At 57.0% G+C, this 15,904-nt stretch carries 18 protein-coding genes; 5 read left to right on the top strand and 13 right to left on the bottom strand.

What is annotated here, in order from left to right; genetic code table 11:
• Positions 1-26: 26 nt before the first annotated feature.
• The 4 genes from nuoD to LDN12_RS03100 are packed head-to-tail and all read right to left on the bottom strand — an operon-like array spanning position 27 to position 2,653.
• Entirely contained in the window at positions 27-1,199 is a 1,173-nt protein-coding gene (nuoD, locus tag LDN12_RS03115) for an NADH dehydrogenase (quinone) subunit D (RefSeq protein ID WP_223921229.1), read from the bottom strand.
• 49 nt (positions 1,200-1,248) lie between these two features.
• Entirely contained in the window at positions 1,249-1,737 is a 489-nt protein-coding gene (locus LDN12_RS03110) for an NADH-quinone oxidoreductase subunit C (protein ID WP_223921228.1), read from the bottom strand.
• A gap of 53 nt (positions 1,738-1,790) precedes the next feature.
• Positions 1,791-2,306, bottom strand: coding sequence for an NADH-quinone oxidoreductase subunit B (locus LDN12_RS03105; RefSeq protein WP_223921227.1), 516 nt, complete (start codon positions 2,304-2,306; stop codon positions 1,791-1,793).
• Complete coding sequence (locus LDN12_RS03100; protein WP_223921226.1) at positions 2,297-2,653, bottom strand: NADH-quinone oxidoreductase subunit A; 357 nt, start codon at positions 2,651-2,653, stop codon at positions 2,297-2,299. Before LDN12_RS03100 ends, LDN12_RS03105 begins: the two co-directional genes overlap by 10 nt.
• A gap of 248 nt (positions 2,654-2,901) precedes the next feature.
• On the opposite strand from LDN12_RS03100, the gene hemL reads away from it, so the two are divergent.
• The 5 genes from hemL to atpE all read left to right on the top strand — a co-directional run bounded on the left by hemL (position 2,902) and on the right by atpE (position 6,046).
• Complete coding sequence (gene hemL / locus LDN12_RS03095; RefSeq protein ID WP_223921225.1) at positions 2,902-4,188, top strand: glutamate-1-semialdehyde 2,1-aminomutase; 1,287 nt, start codon at positions 2,902-2,904, stop codon at positions 4,186-4,188.
• A 91-nt stretch (positions 4,189-4,279) separates the two neighbouring features.
• Complete coding sequence (locus LDN12_RS03090) at positions 4,280-4,522, top strand: AtpZ/AtpI family protein (protein WP_223921224.1); 243 nt, start codon at positions 4,280-4,282, stop codon at positions 4,520-4,522.
• Positions 4,497-4,880, top strand: a complete 384-nt coding sequence (locus LDN12_RS03085; RefSeq protein WP_223921223.1) for an ATP synthase subunit I — start codon at positions 4,497-4,499, stop codon at positions 4,878-4,880. Before LDN12_RS03090 ends, LDN12_RS03085 begins: the two co-directional genes overlap by 26 nt.
• A 4-nt stretch (positions 4,881-4,884) precedes the next feature.
• The gene (atpB, locus tag LDN12_RS03080; RefSeq protein WP_223921222.1) at positions 4,885-5,574 is read left to right on the top strand and encodes a F0F1 ATP synthase subunit A; all 690 of its coding nucleotides are present in this window, start codon (positions 4,885-4,887) and stop codon (positions 5,572-5,574) included.
• Positions 5,575-5,770: 196 nt separating this feature from the next.
• Positions 5,771-6,046 carry an ATP synthase F0 subunit C gene (gene atpE / locus LDN12_RS03075; protein WP_149211401.1) on the top strand — a complete coding sequence of 92 codons (276 nt, stop codon included), beginning with the start codon at positions 5,771-5,773 and terminating at the stop codon, positions 6,044-6,046.
• A 105-nt stretch (positions 6,047-6,151) separates the two neighbouring features.
• Here atpE and LDN12_RS03070 read toward each other — a convergent pair whose 3' ends face one another.
• The 9 genes from LDN12_RS03070 to LDN12_RS03030 form a co-directional block, all read right to left on the bottom strand.
• Positions 6,152-6,913, bottom strand: a complete 762-nt coding sequence (locus LDN12_RS03070; protein WP_223921221.1) for a fibronectin type III domain-containing protein — start codon at positions 6,911-6,913, stop codon at positions 6,152-6,154.
• A gap of 18 nt (positions 6,914-6,931) precedes the next feature.
• Positions 6,932-7,660, bottom strand: coding sequence for a hypothetical protein (locus tag LDN12_RS03065; RefSeq protein ID WP_223921220.1), 729 nt, complete (start codon positions 7,658-7,660; stop codon positions 6,932-6,934).
• Between the two features lie 10 nt (positions 7,661-7,670).
• Complete coding sequence (locus LDN12_RS03060) at positions 7,671-8,534, bottom strand: ExeA family protein (protein ID WP_223921219.1); 864 nt, start codon at positions 8,532-8,534, stop codon at positions 7,671-7,673.
• A gap of 6 nt (positions 8,535-8,540) precedes the next feature.
• Positions 8,541-9,917 carry an argininosuccinate lyase gene (gene argH, locus LDN12_RS03055; RefSeq protein WP_223921218.1) on the bottom strand — a complete coding sequence of 459 codons (1,377 nt, stop codon included), beginning with the start codon at positions 9,915-9,917 and terminating at the stop codon, positions 8,541-8,543.
• Between the two features lie 193 nt (positions 9,918-10,110).
• A complete protein-coding gene (locus LDN12_RS03050; RefSeq protein WP_223921217.1) occupies positions 10,111-11,340 on the bottom strand; it encodes an argininosuccinate synthase in 1,230 nt (409 codons plus the stop codon).
• Between the two features lie 195 nt (positions 11,341-11,535).
• Positions 11,536-12,447, bottom strand: a complete 912-nt coding sequence (gene argF, locus LDN12_RS03045; protein ID WP_223921216.1) for an ornithine carbamoyltransferase — start codon at positions 12,445-12,447, stop codon at positions 11,536-11,538.
• A 12-nt stretch (positions 12,448-12,459) separates the two neighbouring features.
• Entirely contained in the window at positions 12,460-13,656 is a 1,197-nt protein-coding gene (locus tag LDN12_RS03040) for an acetylornithine transaminase (protein WP_223921215.1), read from the bottom strand.
• Positions 13,657-13,821: 165 nt separating this feature from the next.
• A complete protein-coding gene (gene argB / locus LDN12_RS03035) occupies positions 13,822-14,700 on the bottom strand; it encodes an acetylglutamate kinase (RefSeq protein WP_223924013.1) in 879 nt (292 codons plus the stop codon).
• Positions 14,701-14,790: 90 nt separating this feature from the next.
• Positions 14,791-15,903, bottom strand: coding sequence for a hybrid sensor histidine kinase/response regulator (locus tag LDN12_RS03030; RefSeq protein ID WP_223921214.1), 1,113 nt, complete (start codon positions 15,901-15,903; stop codon positions 14,791-14,793).
• Between the last annotated feature and the right edge of the window lies 1 nt (position 15,904).

The raw sequence follows: 15,904 nt of genomic DNA, 5'->3' as shown, positions 1-15,904 counted from the left end.
CCGTCTCCTTTGAATCGCTACGGGAGTTATCTGTCAATTTCGCCAAGAACGATGTCCAGCGTTCCAATTACCGCCACCAAGTCAGCTATCATGGACCCCTTAGCCATCTTCTCGATGGCCTGGAGATTGACGAATGAGGGAGGCCGGATCCGCATGCGGTAGGGCTTGGAGCTACCGTCACTGACAATGTAGTACCCCAATTCGCCCTTGGGATTCTCAACTCCCTGGTAGACCTCACCTTCCGGGACGGGATACCCTTCCGAGGCGATCTTGAAGTGGTGGATCAGGCCTTCGATGGAGTTATAGACGCTTTCCTTGGGGGGATAACAGACCTGCGGGCAATCGGCCAGCACCGGTCCGGGCTTGAGCCTGTCCAGAGCTTGGGTAATGATCTTGCAAGCCTCGCGCATCTCCACCAAGCGCACCTTGTAACGGTCAAAGGTGTCGCAGTTCTCTCCCACCGGTATCTGGAACTGATACCCCTCGTATCCGCTGTAGGGATTGTCGCGGCGCAGATCCCAATCCACGCCGGAACCGCGCAGGGCCGGACCGGTGATGCCCATGTCGATGGCATCCTCGGCCGAAATGATACCGTTGCCGACCGTACGCTTGAGCCAGATCGGGTTGGTGGTCAAAAGCCCTTCATACTGATCCAGAAAGCCGGGCATGGAATCGACAAAATCACGCACTTTCTTCTCGAATTCGGGCGGCACATCCTGTGAGAGCCCGCCTGCGCGGAAGAAGTTGGAGGTCATGCGGGCGCCGGAGATCAATTCATAGGTCTCCATGACAACCTCGCGTTCGCGGAAGGCGTAGATGAATACCGTCATGGCGCCGATATCAAGGGCGTGACAGGCGATCCACACAAGATGAGATTCGAGGCGCGTCAACTCGGCCATGATGATCCGTATGGTCTGGGCACGTTCAGGAACCTGGATGTCCAACAACTTTTCAACCGCCAGGATATACCCCAGGTTGTTGTGCATGGGCGCCAGGTAGTCGAGGCGGTCGGTTAACGGCAGGACCTGGTGATAGGTGCGGTACTCGGAGAGTTTCTCCACCCCGCGGTGCAGGTAGCCAATGTCCGGAGTGATCTTGGTGATCACCTCGCCGTCCAGCTCGAGAACGAGCCTGAGAACCCCGTGGGTACTGGGATGCTGCGGCCCCATATTCAGCGTCATCTTTTCCGTAGTAGCCATATATCGCCTCTTCTGTGATCGTAGATACGAAGTACGTTTGTGCGGTGGATTACGACAAGCGCCCCTTGTAGGGTTCCCTGCCCGGACCTTGGAGCGGATAGTCCTTGCGCAACGGATAACCTTCCCAGTCAGGTGTCATCAGGATGCGGCGCAGGTCTGGGTGGTTGTCGAAGGTGATGCCGAACAGGTCATAGACCTCGCGCTCCAGCCAGTTGGCGGTGGCCCACACCTGGGTGGCGCTCTCGATACGGCATTCTTCCTCGGAAACGGCAGCCTTGATGCGCAGCCGGTCCTTGTTGGGAATGGAATAGAGCTGGTAGACCATCATGAACCGCTCTTCCTTCTTACCCAGATAGTCAATCGCGGTCACGTCCGTGAGCAGATTGTACTGAAGAGACTGTTTCAAAAAGCCAAGGACAGCCAGAAGATCTTGCTTTTTGATCGTTACCGTCACTTCACCCCGAAATTCGACGACCTCAATGATGGAGGAGGCGAACTTTTCTTTCAGCTTGACTACTGCACGATTGTTTTCTGCCATGGCATCCAACCCTTTTTTGGGATTTGATATATTCTTAGTTACATCCGGACGAGTTAAGCGGCAGCCGATTCGATCCTGTTGCCAAGGCCAATGGCGGAGCCGAACGAATTTTTGTCATGCATGATCTTGTCCTGCAATTTCATGAGGCCGTACAGGAGCGCCTCGGGACGCGGGGGGCAGCCCGGAATATAGACGTCGACCGGAAGCGCCTCATCAATCCCCTGCACAACGCTGTAGGTGTCGAAGATCCCGCCGGAACAGGCGCAAGCGCCCATGGCAATGACCCATTTGGGTTCAGGCATCTGCTCATAGACGGTTTTAATGACCGGCAGCATCTTCTTGGTGACCGTACCGGCAATGATGATGCAGTCCGACTGCCGGGGAGAGGCACGAAAGATGATGCCGAAACGGTCAAGGTCGTTATGGGAGGCGCCCGTCGCCATCATCTCGATGGCACAGCAGGCCAGACCAAAGGTCATGGGCCAGATGGACGACTTTCTGGACCAGTTGACGAGCGCATCCAGGGACGTGGTTATGATGTTGTCGCCAAGCGGATTATCTACTCCCATTCCAGTGCTCCTTTTTTCCAAACGTAAATGTAACCGACAAAGAGGATGACGATAAAGGTCCCCATCTCAACTAGGCCAAACACGCCAAGTTTTTTGTACAGGATCGCCCACGGATACAGAAACACCGCCTCGATATCGAACAGAATGAACAACATGGCGATCAGGTAGAACTTGATCGAGAAGCGCTCCCGTGCCGTGCCGACCGGCTCACAGCCACTCTCGTACGGAGCCAGCTTGAGAGTCGAGGGCTTCTTCGGGCCGATGAGCGAGGACATGACGATCGAGACAAGTCCGAACAAAACGGCGACAACGACCAGGAGAAGTATGGGGAGATATGCACCAAGCATCGGAAACCCTCCTAATTACTTGCGGTATACTGTATACAAAACGCTGTCAAAATAGGGTATTTGATTTTCTTTGTCAAGCAGATTTTTCCCCTTTTTTGGTACCAGGGAAAATATCGGGGCATTCTTCTCAACATATTAAAATCAAAATAAAAAAACCTCTTTAAGATTGACAAAATCTGACCTGATGTGCTATCCAGAACACCCCGTTGCCAGCTCATTTCGAAATTAAATAGAAGGGGCATTCCACCATGAACCACACTCGCTCCAGCGCACTCTTCCAACAGGCCAAAACAGCGATTCCCGGCGGCGTCAATAGCCCGGTCAGGGCATTTAAGTCCGTGGGAGCCGACCCGCTTTTCATCAAAAAGGCAGCCGGAAGCACTATCTACGACGAGGACGGCAACGCCTTCGTGGACTACGTCGGCTCCTGGGGGCCAATGATCGTGGGGCACTGCCATCCTCAGGTGATCGAGGCGGTCAAGCGCACCATGGACAACGGCGCAAGTTTTGGCGCGCCGACGGAACAGGAAACCATCCTGGCCACCATGGTGATTGAGGCAGTTCCCTCCATCGAAATGGTGCGAATGGTCAGTTCCGGGACAGAAGCCACCATGAGCGCCATCCGTCTGGCCCGCGGCTACACCGGGCGAGACAACATCCTCAAATTTTCCGGCTGCTACCACGGCCATGCAGATTCCCTGCTGGTCAAGGCCGGCTCAGGTGCCGCCACATTCGGCGTGCCCGACTCTCCCGGCGTACCTGCGGATTTTGCCAAACATACCCTGACGGCAGAATACAACTCCCTCGACTCGGTGAGAAAACTGGTGGACGAGAACAGGGGCACCATTGCCTGCATCATCGTAGAGCCGGTGGCAGGCAACATGGGGACCGTCCCGCCGCGGGAAGGTTTCCTGGAGGGATTGCGGGAGATATGCACCAACGAGGGCATCATTCTGATCTTCGACGAGGTCATGTCCGGCTTCCGGGTGGCCTACGGCGGTGCCCAGTCCCTGTTCGGCATCACCCCCGACATGACCACCTTGGGCAAGATTATCGGCGGCGGTCTACCGGTGGGCGCCTTTGGCGGCAAGCGCGAGATCATGGAAAAACTGTCCCCATCCGGCGGCATCTACCAGGCAGGCACACTCTCGGGCAACCCGCTGGCCATGTCGGCAGGAATCGCGACCCTTGGCCTGCTCAAGCAGCCCGGGTTCTATGAAGGGTTGGAGGAGAAGAGCCGCCAAGTAGCGGAAGGCATCGCCAAGGCAGCCAAGACGGCCGGCTACCCGATCTATTCCACCCGGGTCGGCAGCATGTTCTGCGCCTTCTTCAGCAAAAACGAGGTCTACGACTGGCCGACCGCCTCCGCATGTGACACCACGGCGTTCGCCAAATATTTCCTGGCCATGCTGGATGAAGGAATCTATCTGGCGCCGTCCCAGTTTGAGACAGCTTTCGTGTCGGCCGCCCTCAGCGAGGCTGATATGGAAAAGACCATCGCCGCCGCCGCGAAATGCTTCCGTTTGATTGCCTAGGTCAAACGTTATTTTGTTATTTTGTTTGACATTATGTGTGCGGCCATGCTAAGGAATACCGGTTTTGGTGCCCATATTGGGGGCTACAGCTATGGATCGTGACAAGCGCGACCTGTTCAAAAGCCTGTCCATGGTGTCCAGTATGGGCATCTCGGTCGTCCTGGCAATAGGAATCGGCGTCTGGTTCGGCCTGACGCTCGACCGCTGGCTCGGCACCAAGCCATGGTTCTTTTATATCTTTTTGTTTATCGGGATTGCGGCCGGTTTCAAGAACATCTACGTAATAGCCGGCAGGGAGATCCACAGAGATGACGACAGCGATAAACGAGGATAACCTCTTCGCCGTCATTGTCAAAGGGAGCCTGGCCCTGCTGGCGATTATGAGCGCTGCCGGCTTCATCTTTTTTTCGCTTAAGACCGGGATGGGCATCCTGGCAGGCGGCATCATTGCCGTCGTCAATTTTGCCTGGCTGCGCAATGTACTCCAGCGAATCCTCGGCCTGATGCCGGCTAAGCCTAACCTGTACGCTCAAATCAGGTTCGTGGCCCGGATCGCCGTTACCGGCTTGGTATTGTACGTCATCATCACGTCGGGACGTTTCTCGCTGGCAGGGTTGCTGGCAGGACTGTCCGTAATCGTTGTCAACATAATAGCACTTTCAATATATGGTGCCCTGCGCACGGGAGGTTAGCTTCATGGTTCACCCCTTACTGTTTCTCGAGTTTTTCCGCAAGTTGCTTGCACCGTTGCATGTTAACGAAGCCAGTGCCGACGCCATCGCCTACACTTGGCTGATCATCATCCTGTTGCTGGTGCTTTCCGTGCTGGCTACGTCGGCACTCAAAGCGGTCCCCGGCGGATTGCAGAATTTCATGGAAGTGGTTGTCGGCGGCATTGAAAACATGATCATAGAGACCATGGGCGAACATGGCCGTCCCTACTTCCCACTGATAGCAACCTTGGCGATCTTCATCCTGGTTTCAAACCTGACCGGCCTGATCCCTGGCTTCTTTCCCCCCACTGCCAACATCAACACCACGGCCGCCTGCGCCGTAATCGTCTTTCTCTCGACCCACGTGGTCGGGATCAAGCACCACGGACTTCACTACCTGAAGCATTTCATGGGGCCCATCGCCTGGCTGGCACCGATCATGTTCTTCATTGAGGTCATCGGCCATTTGAGCCGCCCGGTTTCCCTCACCCTTCGTCTCTTCGGCAACATGAATGGCCATGAACTGGTCCTGATGATCTTCTTCGGACTGGCTCCTTTCCTGGTGCCGCTGCCGATGATGCTGATGGGCGTGCTGGTTTCCTTCATCCAAGCCTTCGTTTTCATGCTCCTGGCCATGATCTACATCCAGGGGTCGCTGGAAGAGGCACACTAGGCGGCGGTCCTTTTCCGCCCTGGCTGCGTAAGTCTTCGGACTCGCTTGTGCGGCGTAGCGCTGCTACGCCTCCGCGCTCACCCTCGACAGCCTTGCCAGGACGGAAAATGCCTCGCCTCTACATTCGTATCAATAACGTTTTCACAGATCCTATACTGTTTAGGATAACTACCATAAGAAGAGAGGAGAAGTAACAATGAGCTTTTTCACGATGTGCGTTCTGGCAGCAGGTATCGGCATGGCACTGGGCACCCTGGGTACCGGCATCGGTCAGGGTCTGGCAGTTAAAAGCGCCGTTGAGGGCGTTTCCCGTAACCCCGGCGCTTCCGGCAAAATCCTGACCACCATGATGATCGGTCTGGCCATGATCGAGTCCCTGGCCATCTACGCCCTGGTTGTCTGCCTGATCATCCTGTTCGCCAACCCCTACAAAGAGATCGCAACCAAGCTGGCCGAAACCGTCGCCAAGTAATTTCTTGCCGCATCGACAGTTACGCGTAACAGAAAAGGGCATCCCGCGGGATGCCCTTTTCTATGTTTTTACGGTTCCATTTGCGACGCCGCGTATTGCCGCAAATCACTCCTCTTCCTTCAAGGCCCCTTCCTCTTCGTTTGACGCAACACTTTCGGCGATCCCACCCCACGGCATACGCACCACCGCCCTAACCACATAGCGATAGACCATCTTGCGCTCAAGGCCAGAATCCACATAGACGGTTTCCGCAAGCGGCTCCTTGTTCAGCGGCAGATAAGGCATGAGTTCGCCTTTGGCGCCGCGATACACGTTATATCCAACAAGGGTGCCTTCCTCGGGAGCCAGAGCCACGAATTCCAGCTTGATCTCCGTGGGCGCCGGCAGGACCTGGAGAACCGGAGGAAGCGGTGACCTCGTCACTCTCACACGCACAGGCGCCGAACTCGGCCCTACGGAGTTGTCGCGGGCAAAGGGAACAACATAGTAACTGTAGGCGGTATCCCTGGGCGTCTCGCTGTCTAGGAGCACAACCTTGTTGCCGTAGACCTGGGCGGCATCGGGCAGATCGAGATAGAGCTTGCGAAAAAGGTGAAAATCGTCTGTGCAGGCGGGGCAATCGGGCTGTTGAAGCGATGACTCGACACGCTTGAAGATACTTACGCCGGCCAAATCCCGGAGGGAACGCCCGGCCAAATCCTTATCGGGCAGCACAAAGGCAAGCTTAACGCTTGAGCCGCTCTGGCTGGCAGTCAAACCGGACACGGCAGCCGGGACCAGCATGTCAGGATAGAGTAGAGGCCCCTTTTTCCCGCAACCGGCAACCAACGACACTACAACGAACAACAGCAGAAAACGACCGCCCATACGAACCTCGGCATCCATCTATTTTGGTGGTCCCGGTAAACCGGTAGCGACCAGGTACACCTCGAATGTTCCCGCCGCCGAGTTGAAACGAATTCTGTTCTGGAAGATCTCCACGATCCTGGCACCGGCAACCTGATCGCCTTCCCGCAGGAGAAAACCGTTCACCACCGCCCGCGATGCGGCACGATGTTCCTGCCAGGCGATGCCCGACACCTTGATATCCGCTGGGGCGGGGACAAGGGACACGGCAGCGGGCTTGGCAGATTCTACAGGGACGTTGATGTTCTCTCCACCTACCGGAGTAACACGTTTTATCGGCTTGGCGACTGGGGCGTGCCGGGGCACCGGCGGGGTCCTGCCGGTTTTCAGTGCCTTTGCCGGGGGCGGCGCGCCTTTCTGCGGGGGAACAGCCACAGAAGGTTTGGGCGGCGGTACGGGCAGCATCGGTCTGGCGGAAAGGGACGGTGGTGGTGCCGGCGAGAGTGTAACCGGTACCGGTGTGACCTGGGATGGTAAAATGGCATGTTTCTTCCCCTTGCCGTCGTGCAGTAGCAGGAAGGTCATACCGAAGGTTATGAGTGATGCCAACAGCGCCAGCCCCATAATTACGGGCCAGTTACGGCGTTCTTTTTGAGGAACCGGACCGTTTTTGAACAATTCCCCGGCGATATTGATCATGCCGCTGCCGCGGGCCTTCCGTTCCTTTTCGGATTCCAGCTTTTTCAAGGCATCGAGGATATAACTCATACGTTTCTGATCACTTTCCCGGAAAGAACAGACCGGCGATTCGTTTCCAAAGGCCCCTACGGGGACCCGCAAACCCGGCTTCGGCAATGACCTTGGCGGCTATGTCCGGCGTTACCGTCAGGCTTTCCCGCGTCCAGGCCATGAGCAGCGCCTGCTCGCAGGCAACATTGATAAGGCGGGGAATACCGCCCGAAACGCGGTAGATGCGTTTCACCGCCCCCTCGGAGAACAGCCCTGGAATACGACTCCCGGAGATCTTCAGACGATGACTGATATACTCTTTCGTGTCGTCCAGTCCCATGGGCGACAGCCTGCAGCGAACCGTGATGCGTTGGTTAAGCTGCCGCAGATCGTGGCGGTTGAATACGGCATCGAGTTCGGGCTGACCGGCCAGAATAATCTGGATAAGTTTGTCCCGCTCCGTCTCCAGATTGGATATCATGCGTACCTGTTCCAGGACCTCAGGAGCCAGGTTCTGGGCCTCGTCGATCACCAGTACCAAGGTGCGGCCGGCGGCATTCTGCTCCAACAAGTAGCGGTTAAGGACCTCCAGGTAAGCAAAACTGTTCTTCTCCGCAGCCTCGATACCGAAATCCCGGCAGATGCTCGCCAGAAGCTGTTCTCCCGACAGGCAGGGGTTGAAGATCAGAGCGCTTTTGTATTTTTCCGGGTCGAGTTGCGACAATAAGGTCCGCAGCACCGTGGTCTTGCCGGTGCCGACCTCGCCGGTCATGGCGATAAAACCGGCATGACTGTCGATGCCGTACAGAAGATGGGCAAACGCCTCGCGATGGTTGCCGCTCAGGTAGATGAACTGGGGATTGGGCGTGATCGTAAAAGGCTTTTCGGTGAATCCGAAAAAATCACAGTACATCGGGCACTACTTTCCCTCACGCGCGGCGCGAATCTCGCTCTCGACCCGGACCCTGGCCGTACCGCCAGGGACGTTGCGGGCATTGACGCTGGCCTCGACAGTTATGGCCTCGAAGATATCATTGTCGATCTTGGCCGAAAACAGCTGCCACTCGGCCAGCGAAAGCTCGGTGATGTCCATCTCGTTTTCGACGCAGTAGGCTACCGCCTTCCCTACCACCTCATGGGCGTCGCGGAAGGCAAGCCCTTTGCGCACCAGGTAGTCGGCCACGTCTGTGGCGGTGGAAAAACCATAACCGGCGGCGCGACGCATGGACGCCTCGTTGACCCGCATCTCCTTGATCATGTCAGCAAAGATCTTGAGGCTCCCCTTAACTGTGTCGATGGTGTCGAAAAGAGGTTCCTTGTCCTCCTGCATATCCTTGTTGTAGGCCAGCGGCAGCGACTTCATCACCGTCAAAAGCGCCATCAGATTGCCGTAGACCCTGCCGGTTTTGCCCCGCACCAGTTCGGGTACGTCCGGGTTCTTCTTCTGGGGCATGATGGACGAACCGGTGCAGAAGCCGTCCGACAGTTCGATGAACCGGAACTCGCTGGTGGACCAGAGGATCAACTCCTCGGAAAACCGGGACAGATGCATCATCAGGATCGATGACGCCGCCAGAAATTCCAGGCCGAAATCCCGATCCGAAACAGAATCCAAGGAGTTGCGAGTAATCGCGGGGAAATTGAGCTGCTCGGCCACGTACTCCCGGTCTATGGGAAAGGTTGTGCCAGCCAGGGCGCCGGCTCCCAGGGGGAGCACGTTGACCCGTTTCAGGCAGTCATCCATGCGTCCCTTGTCGCGCTTGAACATCTCTACATAGGCCATAAGGTGGTGGCTGAACAGGATCGGCTGGGCGGTTTGCAGATGGGTGAAACCGGGCATGATCACATCAAGATTCGTCTCGGCCTGCCCCAAAAGCGCGTCGATCAGCAGGTCAAGATAGGTGGTGATATCCACGATCTCATCCCGCAGATAAAGGCGAATATCCAGAGCTACCTGATCGTTGCGCGAGCGGCCGGTATGCAGGCGCTTGCCAGCCTCGCCGATTTTGGCGGACAGCCTCGACTCGATATTCATGTGGATGTCTTCCAGCGCGATGGAGAAGTCGAACTCTCCCGCCTCGATCTGCTGCAGGATCTGCTGCAGGCCGTGGACGATCTGCTCCACATCCTCCATGGGGATGATCCCCTGCTTGCCCAACATGCGGGCGTGGGCAATGGAGCCGCGGATATCCTGGTGATAGAGACGCTTGTCGAACTGGATCGAGGCGGTGAACTCCTCAACGAATTTATCGGTGGGCTGGGTGAAGCGACCGCCCCACAGCTTGTCTTTGGACATGGTATCTCGGTTCCTCGTGCTTGAGAGTAAAGTTGATGACGGCCGCTACTATACGTGAAAAATGGATAAAATCAAAGCGGAGAGGTGCGACTTTTTCTTTCCTGTGCTAAACCGCAAAGGAAGCGGATACAACGAAGGGGCATACCATGGCATGCCCCTTCGTGTGCAAAAAAACGCCGTGCAAACAAATGTCCTATTTCTTCCGGTTGGCCTGCATCAGCGACCTGATCCTGAGCCGCAGGGAATTGATCTTGATGAAGCCTTCGGCGTCAGCCTGGTTGAATACCTGATCCTTCTCGAAAGTTGCAAAATCCAGATTGAAGAGTGAATCGGTCTCGGACTTGCGTCCCACGGTGCGGCAGAGCCCCTTGTACAGCTTGACGCGGGCCACGCCGTTGACGCACTTTTGGGAATCGTCGATCAGCGTCTGGAGCATCTGGCGCTCGGGGGAAAACCAGTAACCGGCGTAGATCTGCCGGGCATACTCGGGAATCAGGCTATCACGGATGCGCAGGACTTCGCGGTCCATGGTGATCTGTTCCACCGCCGAGTGGGCCTCGCGCAGGATGGTGCCACCGGGGGTCTCGTAGACGCCGCGGGACTTCATACCCACCGAACGGTTTTCCAGCAGGTCCACCCGGCCGATACCGTGCTGCCCCCCCAGGAAGTTGAGGTGGGCCAGCAACTGAGCCGGCGTCATCTTCTCGCCGTCCACCGCCACGGCGTTGCCGTTCTTGAACTCGATCTCCACGTACTGCGGCTTATTGGGGGCCTTTTCCGGCGGCGTGGTCAATACATACATCTCCTCGGGCGCTTCGGCCCAGGTATCCTCCAGAATGCCGCCCTCAAAGGAGATATGCAGCATGTTGCGGTCGGAAGACCAAGGGCGCTTTTTGGTGACCGGGATCGGGATGCCATTCTTCTTGGCGTATTCGATCAAGGCCTGGCGGCTGTTCAGGTCCCATTCGCGCCAGGGGGCGACGACCTTGATGGCGGGGTTGAAGTGGTAGTAGGCCAGTTCGAAACGGACTTGATCGTTCCCCTTGCCGGTGGCGCCGTGGGAGACGGCATCACATTTTTCTTTGGCGGCGATCTCCATCTGACGTTTGGCGATAAGCGGCCGGGCGATGGAGGTACCCAACAGATAATGCCCTTCGTAGATGGCATTGGCGCGGAACATGGGGAATACGAAATCCCGCACGAATTCTTCCCTCAGGTCGTCGATGTAGACCTTGTCGGCGCCGGTGGCCAGAGCCTTCTCACGGATCGGGGCCAGTTCGTCCCCCTGCCCCAGGTCGGCCGAAAAGGCCACCACCTTGCAACCATACTCGTTTTTAAGCCATTTGAGGATGATGGAGGTATCCAGGCCACCCGAATAGGCCAGGACGATCTTCTTGATTTCCTGTTTCTGAGTTTTTGCCATGTTGGTTCTCCTTTAACGGATTAGTATGAAATATTCCATCAATGTTTCGTCAGGGAAACGGTGCTTTTATCCATCCCTCAAGAAGCGTCGATTTTTCGTCAGGCCAAGGCGCCCCAGGGAACCCGCGGAGGCGTGGCAGCGCCATGTCGCACAAGGAGTTCCCACAGGGCAACGCCGGCATGGCGGAAAAGCGGTCTACCCCATGAGTGTCGCCATGATCGCCTTCTGCACATGTAATCGGTTCTCAGCCTCGTCCCAAACCACCGAATTCTTCCCTTCGATAACCGAGTCGGCAATCTCTTCACCACGATGGGCGGGGAGACAGTGCAGGACGATGGCGTCGGGTTTGGCCAGGGCCAGCAAAGCGTCATCCAGGCAGTAGCCGGCAAATGCCCTCTCCCGCTCCTTCTGTTCCGCCTCCTGCCCCATGCTCGCCCACACATCGGTGTTGAGCACATCGGCATCCCTGACCGCCGCCCTCGGGCCGTCCGTCAGAGTGATCCTGCCGGGGGCCTTGGCATCGGCCCAGGCCAGCACCGCCTGGTCCGGCCGGTAACTCGTAGGGCAGGCCAGGGCCAGGTCGAATCCGAAGATGGCGGCAGCCTCGATCCAGGTGTTGGCCATGTTGTTACCGTCTCCCACCCAGGCGAACTTGAGCCCCTCGTAGGTACCCTTGTGTTCCATGACCGTCAGCAGGTCGGCCATGATCTGGCAGGGATGGAACAGGTCGGTCAGTCCGTTGATGACCGGCACGGATGAATACCGGGCAAACTCGTCCACGATCTCCTGGCCGAAGGTTCGGATCATCACGCCGTCGCAGTAGCGGGACATGACTCGTGCCGTATCCTTGATAGGCTCGCCTCGCCCGATCTGGGAATCCCTGTTGGAGATGAAGAGGCCGTGCCCACCCAGTTGAAACACCCCCACCTCGAAGGAGATGCGGGTCCGGGTGGAGGACTTCTCGAAGATCATGGCCAGGGTTTTGCCGTCCAGAAGCCGGTGGGGGAGGCCCTGTTTCTGTTTCTCCTTCAACTCTCGCGCCAGGGTGAGCATGCTGTAGAGTTCAATCTCGCTGTAATCGTGCAGCGCCAAAAAATGTCGCGCCATGATTTCCTCCGTTTATGCCTCGACCTCGGCAAAAATGCCGTCGAGAATTGCAATCATCGTATTGATTTCCTGTTTGGACACCACCAGCGGCGGTACGAAACGCAGCACCGTGTCGTGGGTAACGTTGAGCAGCAGGCCGCGGCTGTGCCCCTTCTTGACGATCTCGGCGCCGGGGACAGACAGGCCCATGCCGATCATCAGGCCGATGCCGCGCACCTCCCTGACAAAAGGATATTTCCGCCCCAGAGACTCCAGCTCTCCAACCAGATACTCGCCGATTTCCTCGGTGCGGTTGAGAATCCCCTCCTCCAGGATGGTGCGGACCGTGGCGATGGCCGCCGCGCAAACCAGGGGATTGCCCCCGAAGGTGGAGCCGTGGGTGCCGGGCACGAAGGCGGCGGCAAACTCGTCCCTGGCCAGCATGGTGCCGATGGGCGCCCCACCGGCCAGGGCCTTGGCCAGGGTCATGATGTCGGGAAGCACATCGAAGTGTTCGTAAGCAAAGAGCTTGCCGGTACGCCCCATGCCCACCTGCACCTCGTCGAAGATCAGGATCAGGCCGAGTTGGTCGCAGATGCGCCGCACTTCCTGGAAATAACCGGGCGACGGCACGTTGACGCCCCCTTCGCCCTGAATCGGCTCCAGCATAACGGCGCAGGTGTTGGCCGTGACGGCCGCCTCCAAGGCGGAGACATCGTCGAAAGGCACGTGCTTGAAGCCGTGTAGCAACGGATCGAAGAAACGCTGCACCTTCTCCTGGCCGGTAGCGGAGACGGTAGCCATGGTGCGGCCGTGGAACGACTCGGCTGCGGTAATGATCTCGTAGCGCTCGGGGCCGAACTTGTCACGGCTGTACTTCCTGGCCAGTTTGATGGCCGCTTCGTTGGCCTCCGCTCCTGAGTTGCAGAAAAAGGCCTTGTCGGCAAACGAATGGCTGCACAACAGTTCGGCCAGTTCAATCTGCTGCGGGATCTGGTAGTAGTTGGAACAGTGGATCAACTCGGCAGCCTGTTTCTGCAGGGCGGCGACGACGGCAGGATGACAATGCCCCAGGTTGTTGACGGCGACCCCCCCAAGAAAATCCAGATATTCCTTGCCGTCGGCATCCCACAGGCGGCATCCCTGTCCCCTAACCGGCACGATGGGGTAGCGGCCATAGGTCTTCATGATGTATTTATCCGACTTTTCTATCCATTGTTGTGTGTTCATTGCGTTTCCAATCCCATAAACAGGCTGTTGAAATATCCAGGTTGTTCAAAAATAGTCAGATCGTCGCACCCGCAGAAGGCCCTGCGGAGGCGTAGCAGCGCTACGCCGCACAAAAGGGACTTCGAGGACGGCGGCGAGATGGCTGTTTTTCAACAACCTCATAATTCATCTCACGATTTCCGTACCGATGCCGCCGTCGGTAAATATCTCCAGCAACACGGCGTGCTCGACCCGGCCATCGATGATATGGGCCTTCCTGACCCCTTCGTTCAAGGCATCGGCGCAGCAGACCACCTTGGGTATCATGCCGCCGGTGATGGCCTCTTCCTCGATCAAACGGTGCATATCGGCCACGGCGATGCTGCCGAGCAGGGTACCGTTGCTGTCCTTGACCCCTGCGATATCGGTCAGCAGGATCAATTTCTCGGCGTGTAGGGCCGCCGCCACCCGGCCAGCCACCAGATCGGCGTTAATGTTGTAGCTTTCCCCTTCCGGGCCAACCCCCACCGGGGCGATCACCGGCAGGTAGTTCCCGCCTTCCAGGGTTTTGATCAGGTCGGTGTTGACCTTGACCACATCCCCCACATAGCCGATATCCACCATCTCGTGGGAGCCGTCCTCCGCCTTGACCTCTTGAAGCAGTTTCTTGGACAAGAGCAGCGTTCCGTCCTTACCGGAAAGCCCCACCGCACGACCGCCATGTTGGTTCAGGTAGCCGACGACCTCCTTGTTCACCTGGCCGACCAGTACCATCTCCACCACCGACATGGTCTCGGCATCGGTCACCCGCATGCCGCGGACAAATTCGGAGACGATCCCATAGCGCTGAAGGGTCTGGTTTATCTGCGGGCCGCCGCCATGCACGATGACCGCGTTGATCCCCAAAGATTTAAGCATGATCACATCCAGGGCGAATGAGGCCTTCAGCCTTTCGTCCGCCATGGCATGACCGCCGTATTTAATGACAAAGGTCTTTCCCGAAAAGCGCCTGATGTACGGCAGCGCCTCCATCAGCGTATTGGCTTTTCCAATCAGGTGTTCCATCATAGAGCCGTACCTTGATCCCCAAAAATAAAACTGCCGACCAGAAAGGTGGCAGCTTACCGTAAAGCAGACAAAATCTCAAAAGTTTATTTATTGCAACGGCAACGTGACCGTTACTGTACTCCCCCGCTGCGGCTCGCTGTCAATGGTGATACTTCCTCCATGCTGACGCACAAACTCGAGGGCGTAGAACAGGCCCAACCCGAATCCCCGCACTTGCCCAGCATTGTCCGGGTCTGCCTGATAGAATTTTTCGAAAACCTTGGACAACTCCTCCCGGGGGATGCCGATGCCGGTATCGGCGACGACAACGCGAACAGCGTCCCCGGTGTTGCATAGTGTGATGGACACATGACCGGTTTCGCCGGAAAACTTGTAGGCGTTTCCAATGACCTGCTGAAAAGCAAAGGTGATCTTCCCCCGGTCAAGCTGCAATATAGGCAACGGCAGGGCGTGGAACTCGGTTTCGATCCCCTCCTTGCACTGTGCTTCCCCTATGACTTCCACCAGAATACTGTTCAGATCGCACGGTTCGAGACTCAACCCCTCGCGCCCTTCCATGACCTTGCTGAAAGAGAGCAGGTCCGACACCAGACGTCCCAAATACTCGACCTCATTATTGACGAGTTTTATATTTTGGTGAAAGGCTTGGTCGTTCTGATCGTAGACACCCTGTTCCGCATTCTGCAGAAAAAGTGAGATGGCGGTGATCGGAGTCCGCAGCTTGTGGGAGATCAACGAAAGGAAATTACTTTTGAAACGGTCAAGACGTTTGAGACTGGCCAACTCCTCCTTGAGCCGCTTTTTCGCCAGGGACTTTTCCACGGAGGTCCGGAGCTGCAACAGGTTGAGGGGTTTGTTGATAAAGTCGTCCGCCCCCTCCCTGAGGGCATTGAGGATGATCTCCTTCTGGGAAAACCCGGTCATGATGATCACGACTGCATTGGGGTCCAGCGTCTTTACCTGGCTGAGCAGATCAATCCCCGACCCGCCCGGCATCATCACATCGGTCAGAATCAGGTCACAATGTTCCCTTTGGTAGATTTGCAGCGCCTCTGCGCAACTGCCGGCCTGAAGAATGCGGTATTCCCTGAGGACCTTTTCGCACAATTCGCGGATAACCCGTTCATCATCCACGACAAGGACCGTTTCCTGCGTATGCAACGGATGGGGCTCCTCGTTATCCAGCTTCTGCACAGTCATT

Source organism: Geobacter sp. AOG2 (assembly GCF_019972295.1).
GTDB lineage: Bacteria > Desulfobacterota > Desulfuromonadia > Geobacterales > Pseudopelobacteraceae > Oryzomonas.
The sequence above is the reverse complement of the archived record's forward strand: the minus strand, read 5'-3'. Positions and strand labels throughout refer to the sequence as shown.

What these genes read in the sequence shown, in the direction of transcription:
- nuoD (WP_223921229.1), bottom strand. Translation starts at nt 1,199, where the DNA reads ATGGCTACTACGGAAAAGATGACGCTGAATATGGGGCCGCAGCATCCC.
- LDN12_RS03110 (WP_223921228.1), bottom strand. Translation starts at nt 1,737, where the DNA reads ATGGCAGAAAACAATCGTGCAGTAGTCAAGCTGAAAGAAAAGTTCGCC.
- LDN12_RS03105 (WP_223921227.1), bottom strand. Translation starts at nt 2,306, where the DNA reads ATGGGAGTAGATAATCCGCTTGGCGACAACATCATAACCACGTCCCTG.
- LDN12_RS03100 (WP_223921226.1), bottom strand. Translation starts at nt 2,653, where the DNA reads ATGCTTGGTGCATATCTCCCCATACTTCTCCTGGTCGTTGTCGCCGTT.
- hemL (WP_223921225.1), top strand. Translation starts at nt 2,902, where the DNA reads ATGAACCACACTCGCTCCAGCGCACTCTTCCAACAGGCCAAAACAGCG.
- LDN12_RS03090 (WP_223921224.1), top strand. Translation starts at nt 4,280, where the DNA reads ATGGATCGTGACAAGCGCGACCTGTTCAAAAGCCTGTCCATGGTGTCC.
- LDN12_RS03085 (WP_223921223.1), top strand. Translation starts at nt 4,497, where the DNA reads ATGACGACAGCGATAAACGAGGATAACCTCTTCGCCGTCATTGTCAAA.
- atpB (WP_223921222.1), top strand. Translation starts at nt 4,885, where the DNA reads ATGGTTCACCCCTTACTGTTTCTCGAGTTTTTCCGCAAGTTGCTTGCA.
- atpE (WP_149211401.1), top strand. Translation starts at nt 5,771, where the DNA reads ATGAGCTTTTTCACGATGTGCGTTCTGGCAGCAGGTATCGGCATGGCA.
- LDN12_RS03070 (WP_223921221.1), bottom strand. Translation starts at nt 6,913, where the DNA reads ATGGGCGGTCGTTTTCTGCTGTTGTTCGTTGTAGTGTCGTTGGTTGCC.
- LDN12_RS03065 (WP_223921220.1), bottom strand. Translation starts at nt 7,660, where the DNA reads ATGAGTTATATCCTCGATGCCTTGAAAAAGCTGGAATCCGAAAAGGAA.
- LDN12_RS03060 (WP_223921219.1), bottom strand. Translation starts at nt 8,534, where the DNA reads ATGTACTGTGATTTTTTCGGATTCACCGAAAAGCCTTTTACGATCACG.
- argH (WP_223921218.1), bottom strand. Translation starts at nt 9,917, where the DNA reads ATGTCCAAAGACAAGCTGTGGGGCGGTCGCTTCACCCAGCCCACCGAT.
- LDN12_RS03050 (WP_223921217.1), bottom strand. Translation starts at nt 11,340, where the DNA reads ATGGCAAAAACTCAGAAACAGGAAATCAAGAAGATCGTCCTGGCCTAT.
- argF (WP_223921216.1), bottom strand. Translation starts at nt 12,447, where the DNA reads ATGGCGCGACATTTTTTGGCGCTGCACGATTACAGCGAGATTGAACTC.
- LDN12_RS03040 (WP_223921215.1), bottom strand. Translation starts at nt 13,656, where the DNA reads ATGAACACACAACAATGGATAGAAAAGTCGGATAAATACATCATGAAG.
- argB (WP_223924013.1), bottom strand. Translation starts at nt 14,700, where the DNA reads ATGGAACACCTGATTGGAAAAGCCAATACGCTGATGGAGGCGCTGCCG.
- LDN12_RS03030 (WP_223921214.1), bottom strand. Translation starts at nt 15,903, where the DNA reads ATGACTGTGCAGAAGCTGGATAACGAGGAGCCCCATCCGTTGCATACG.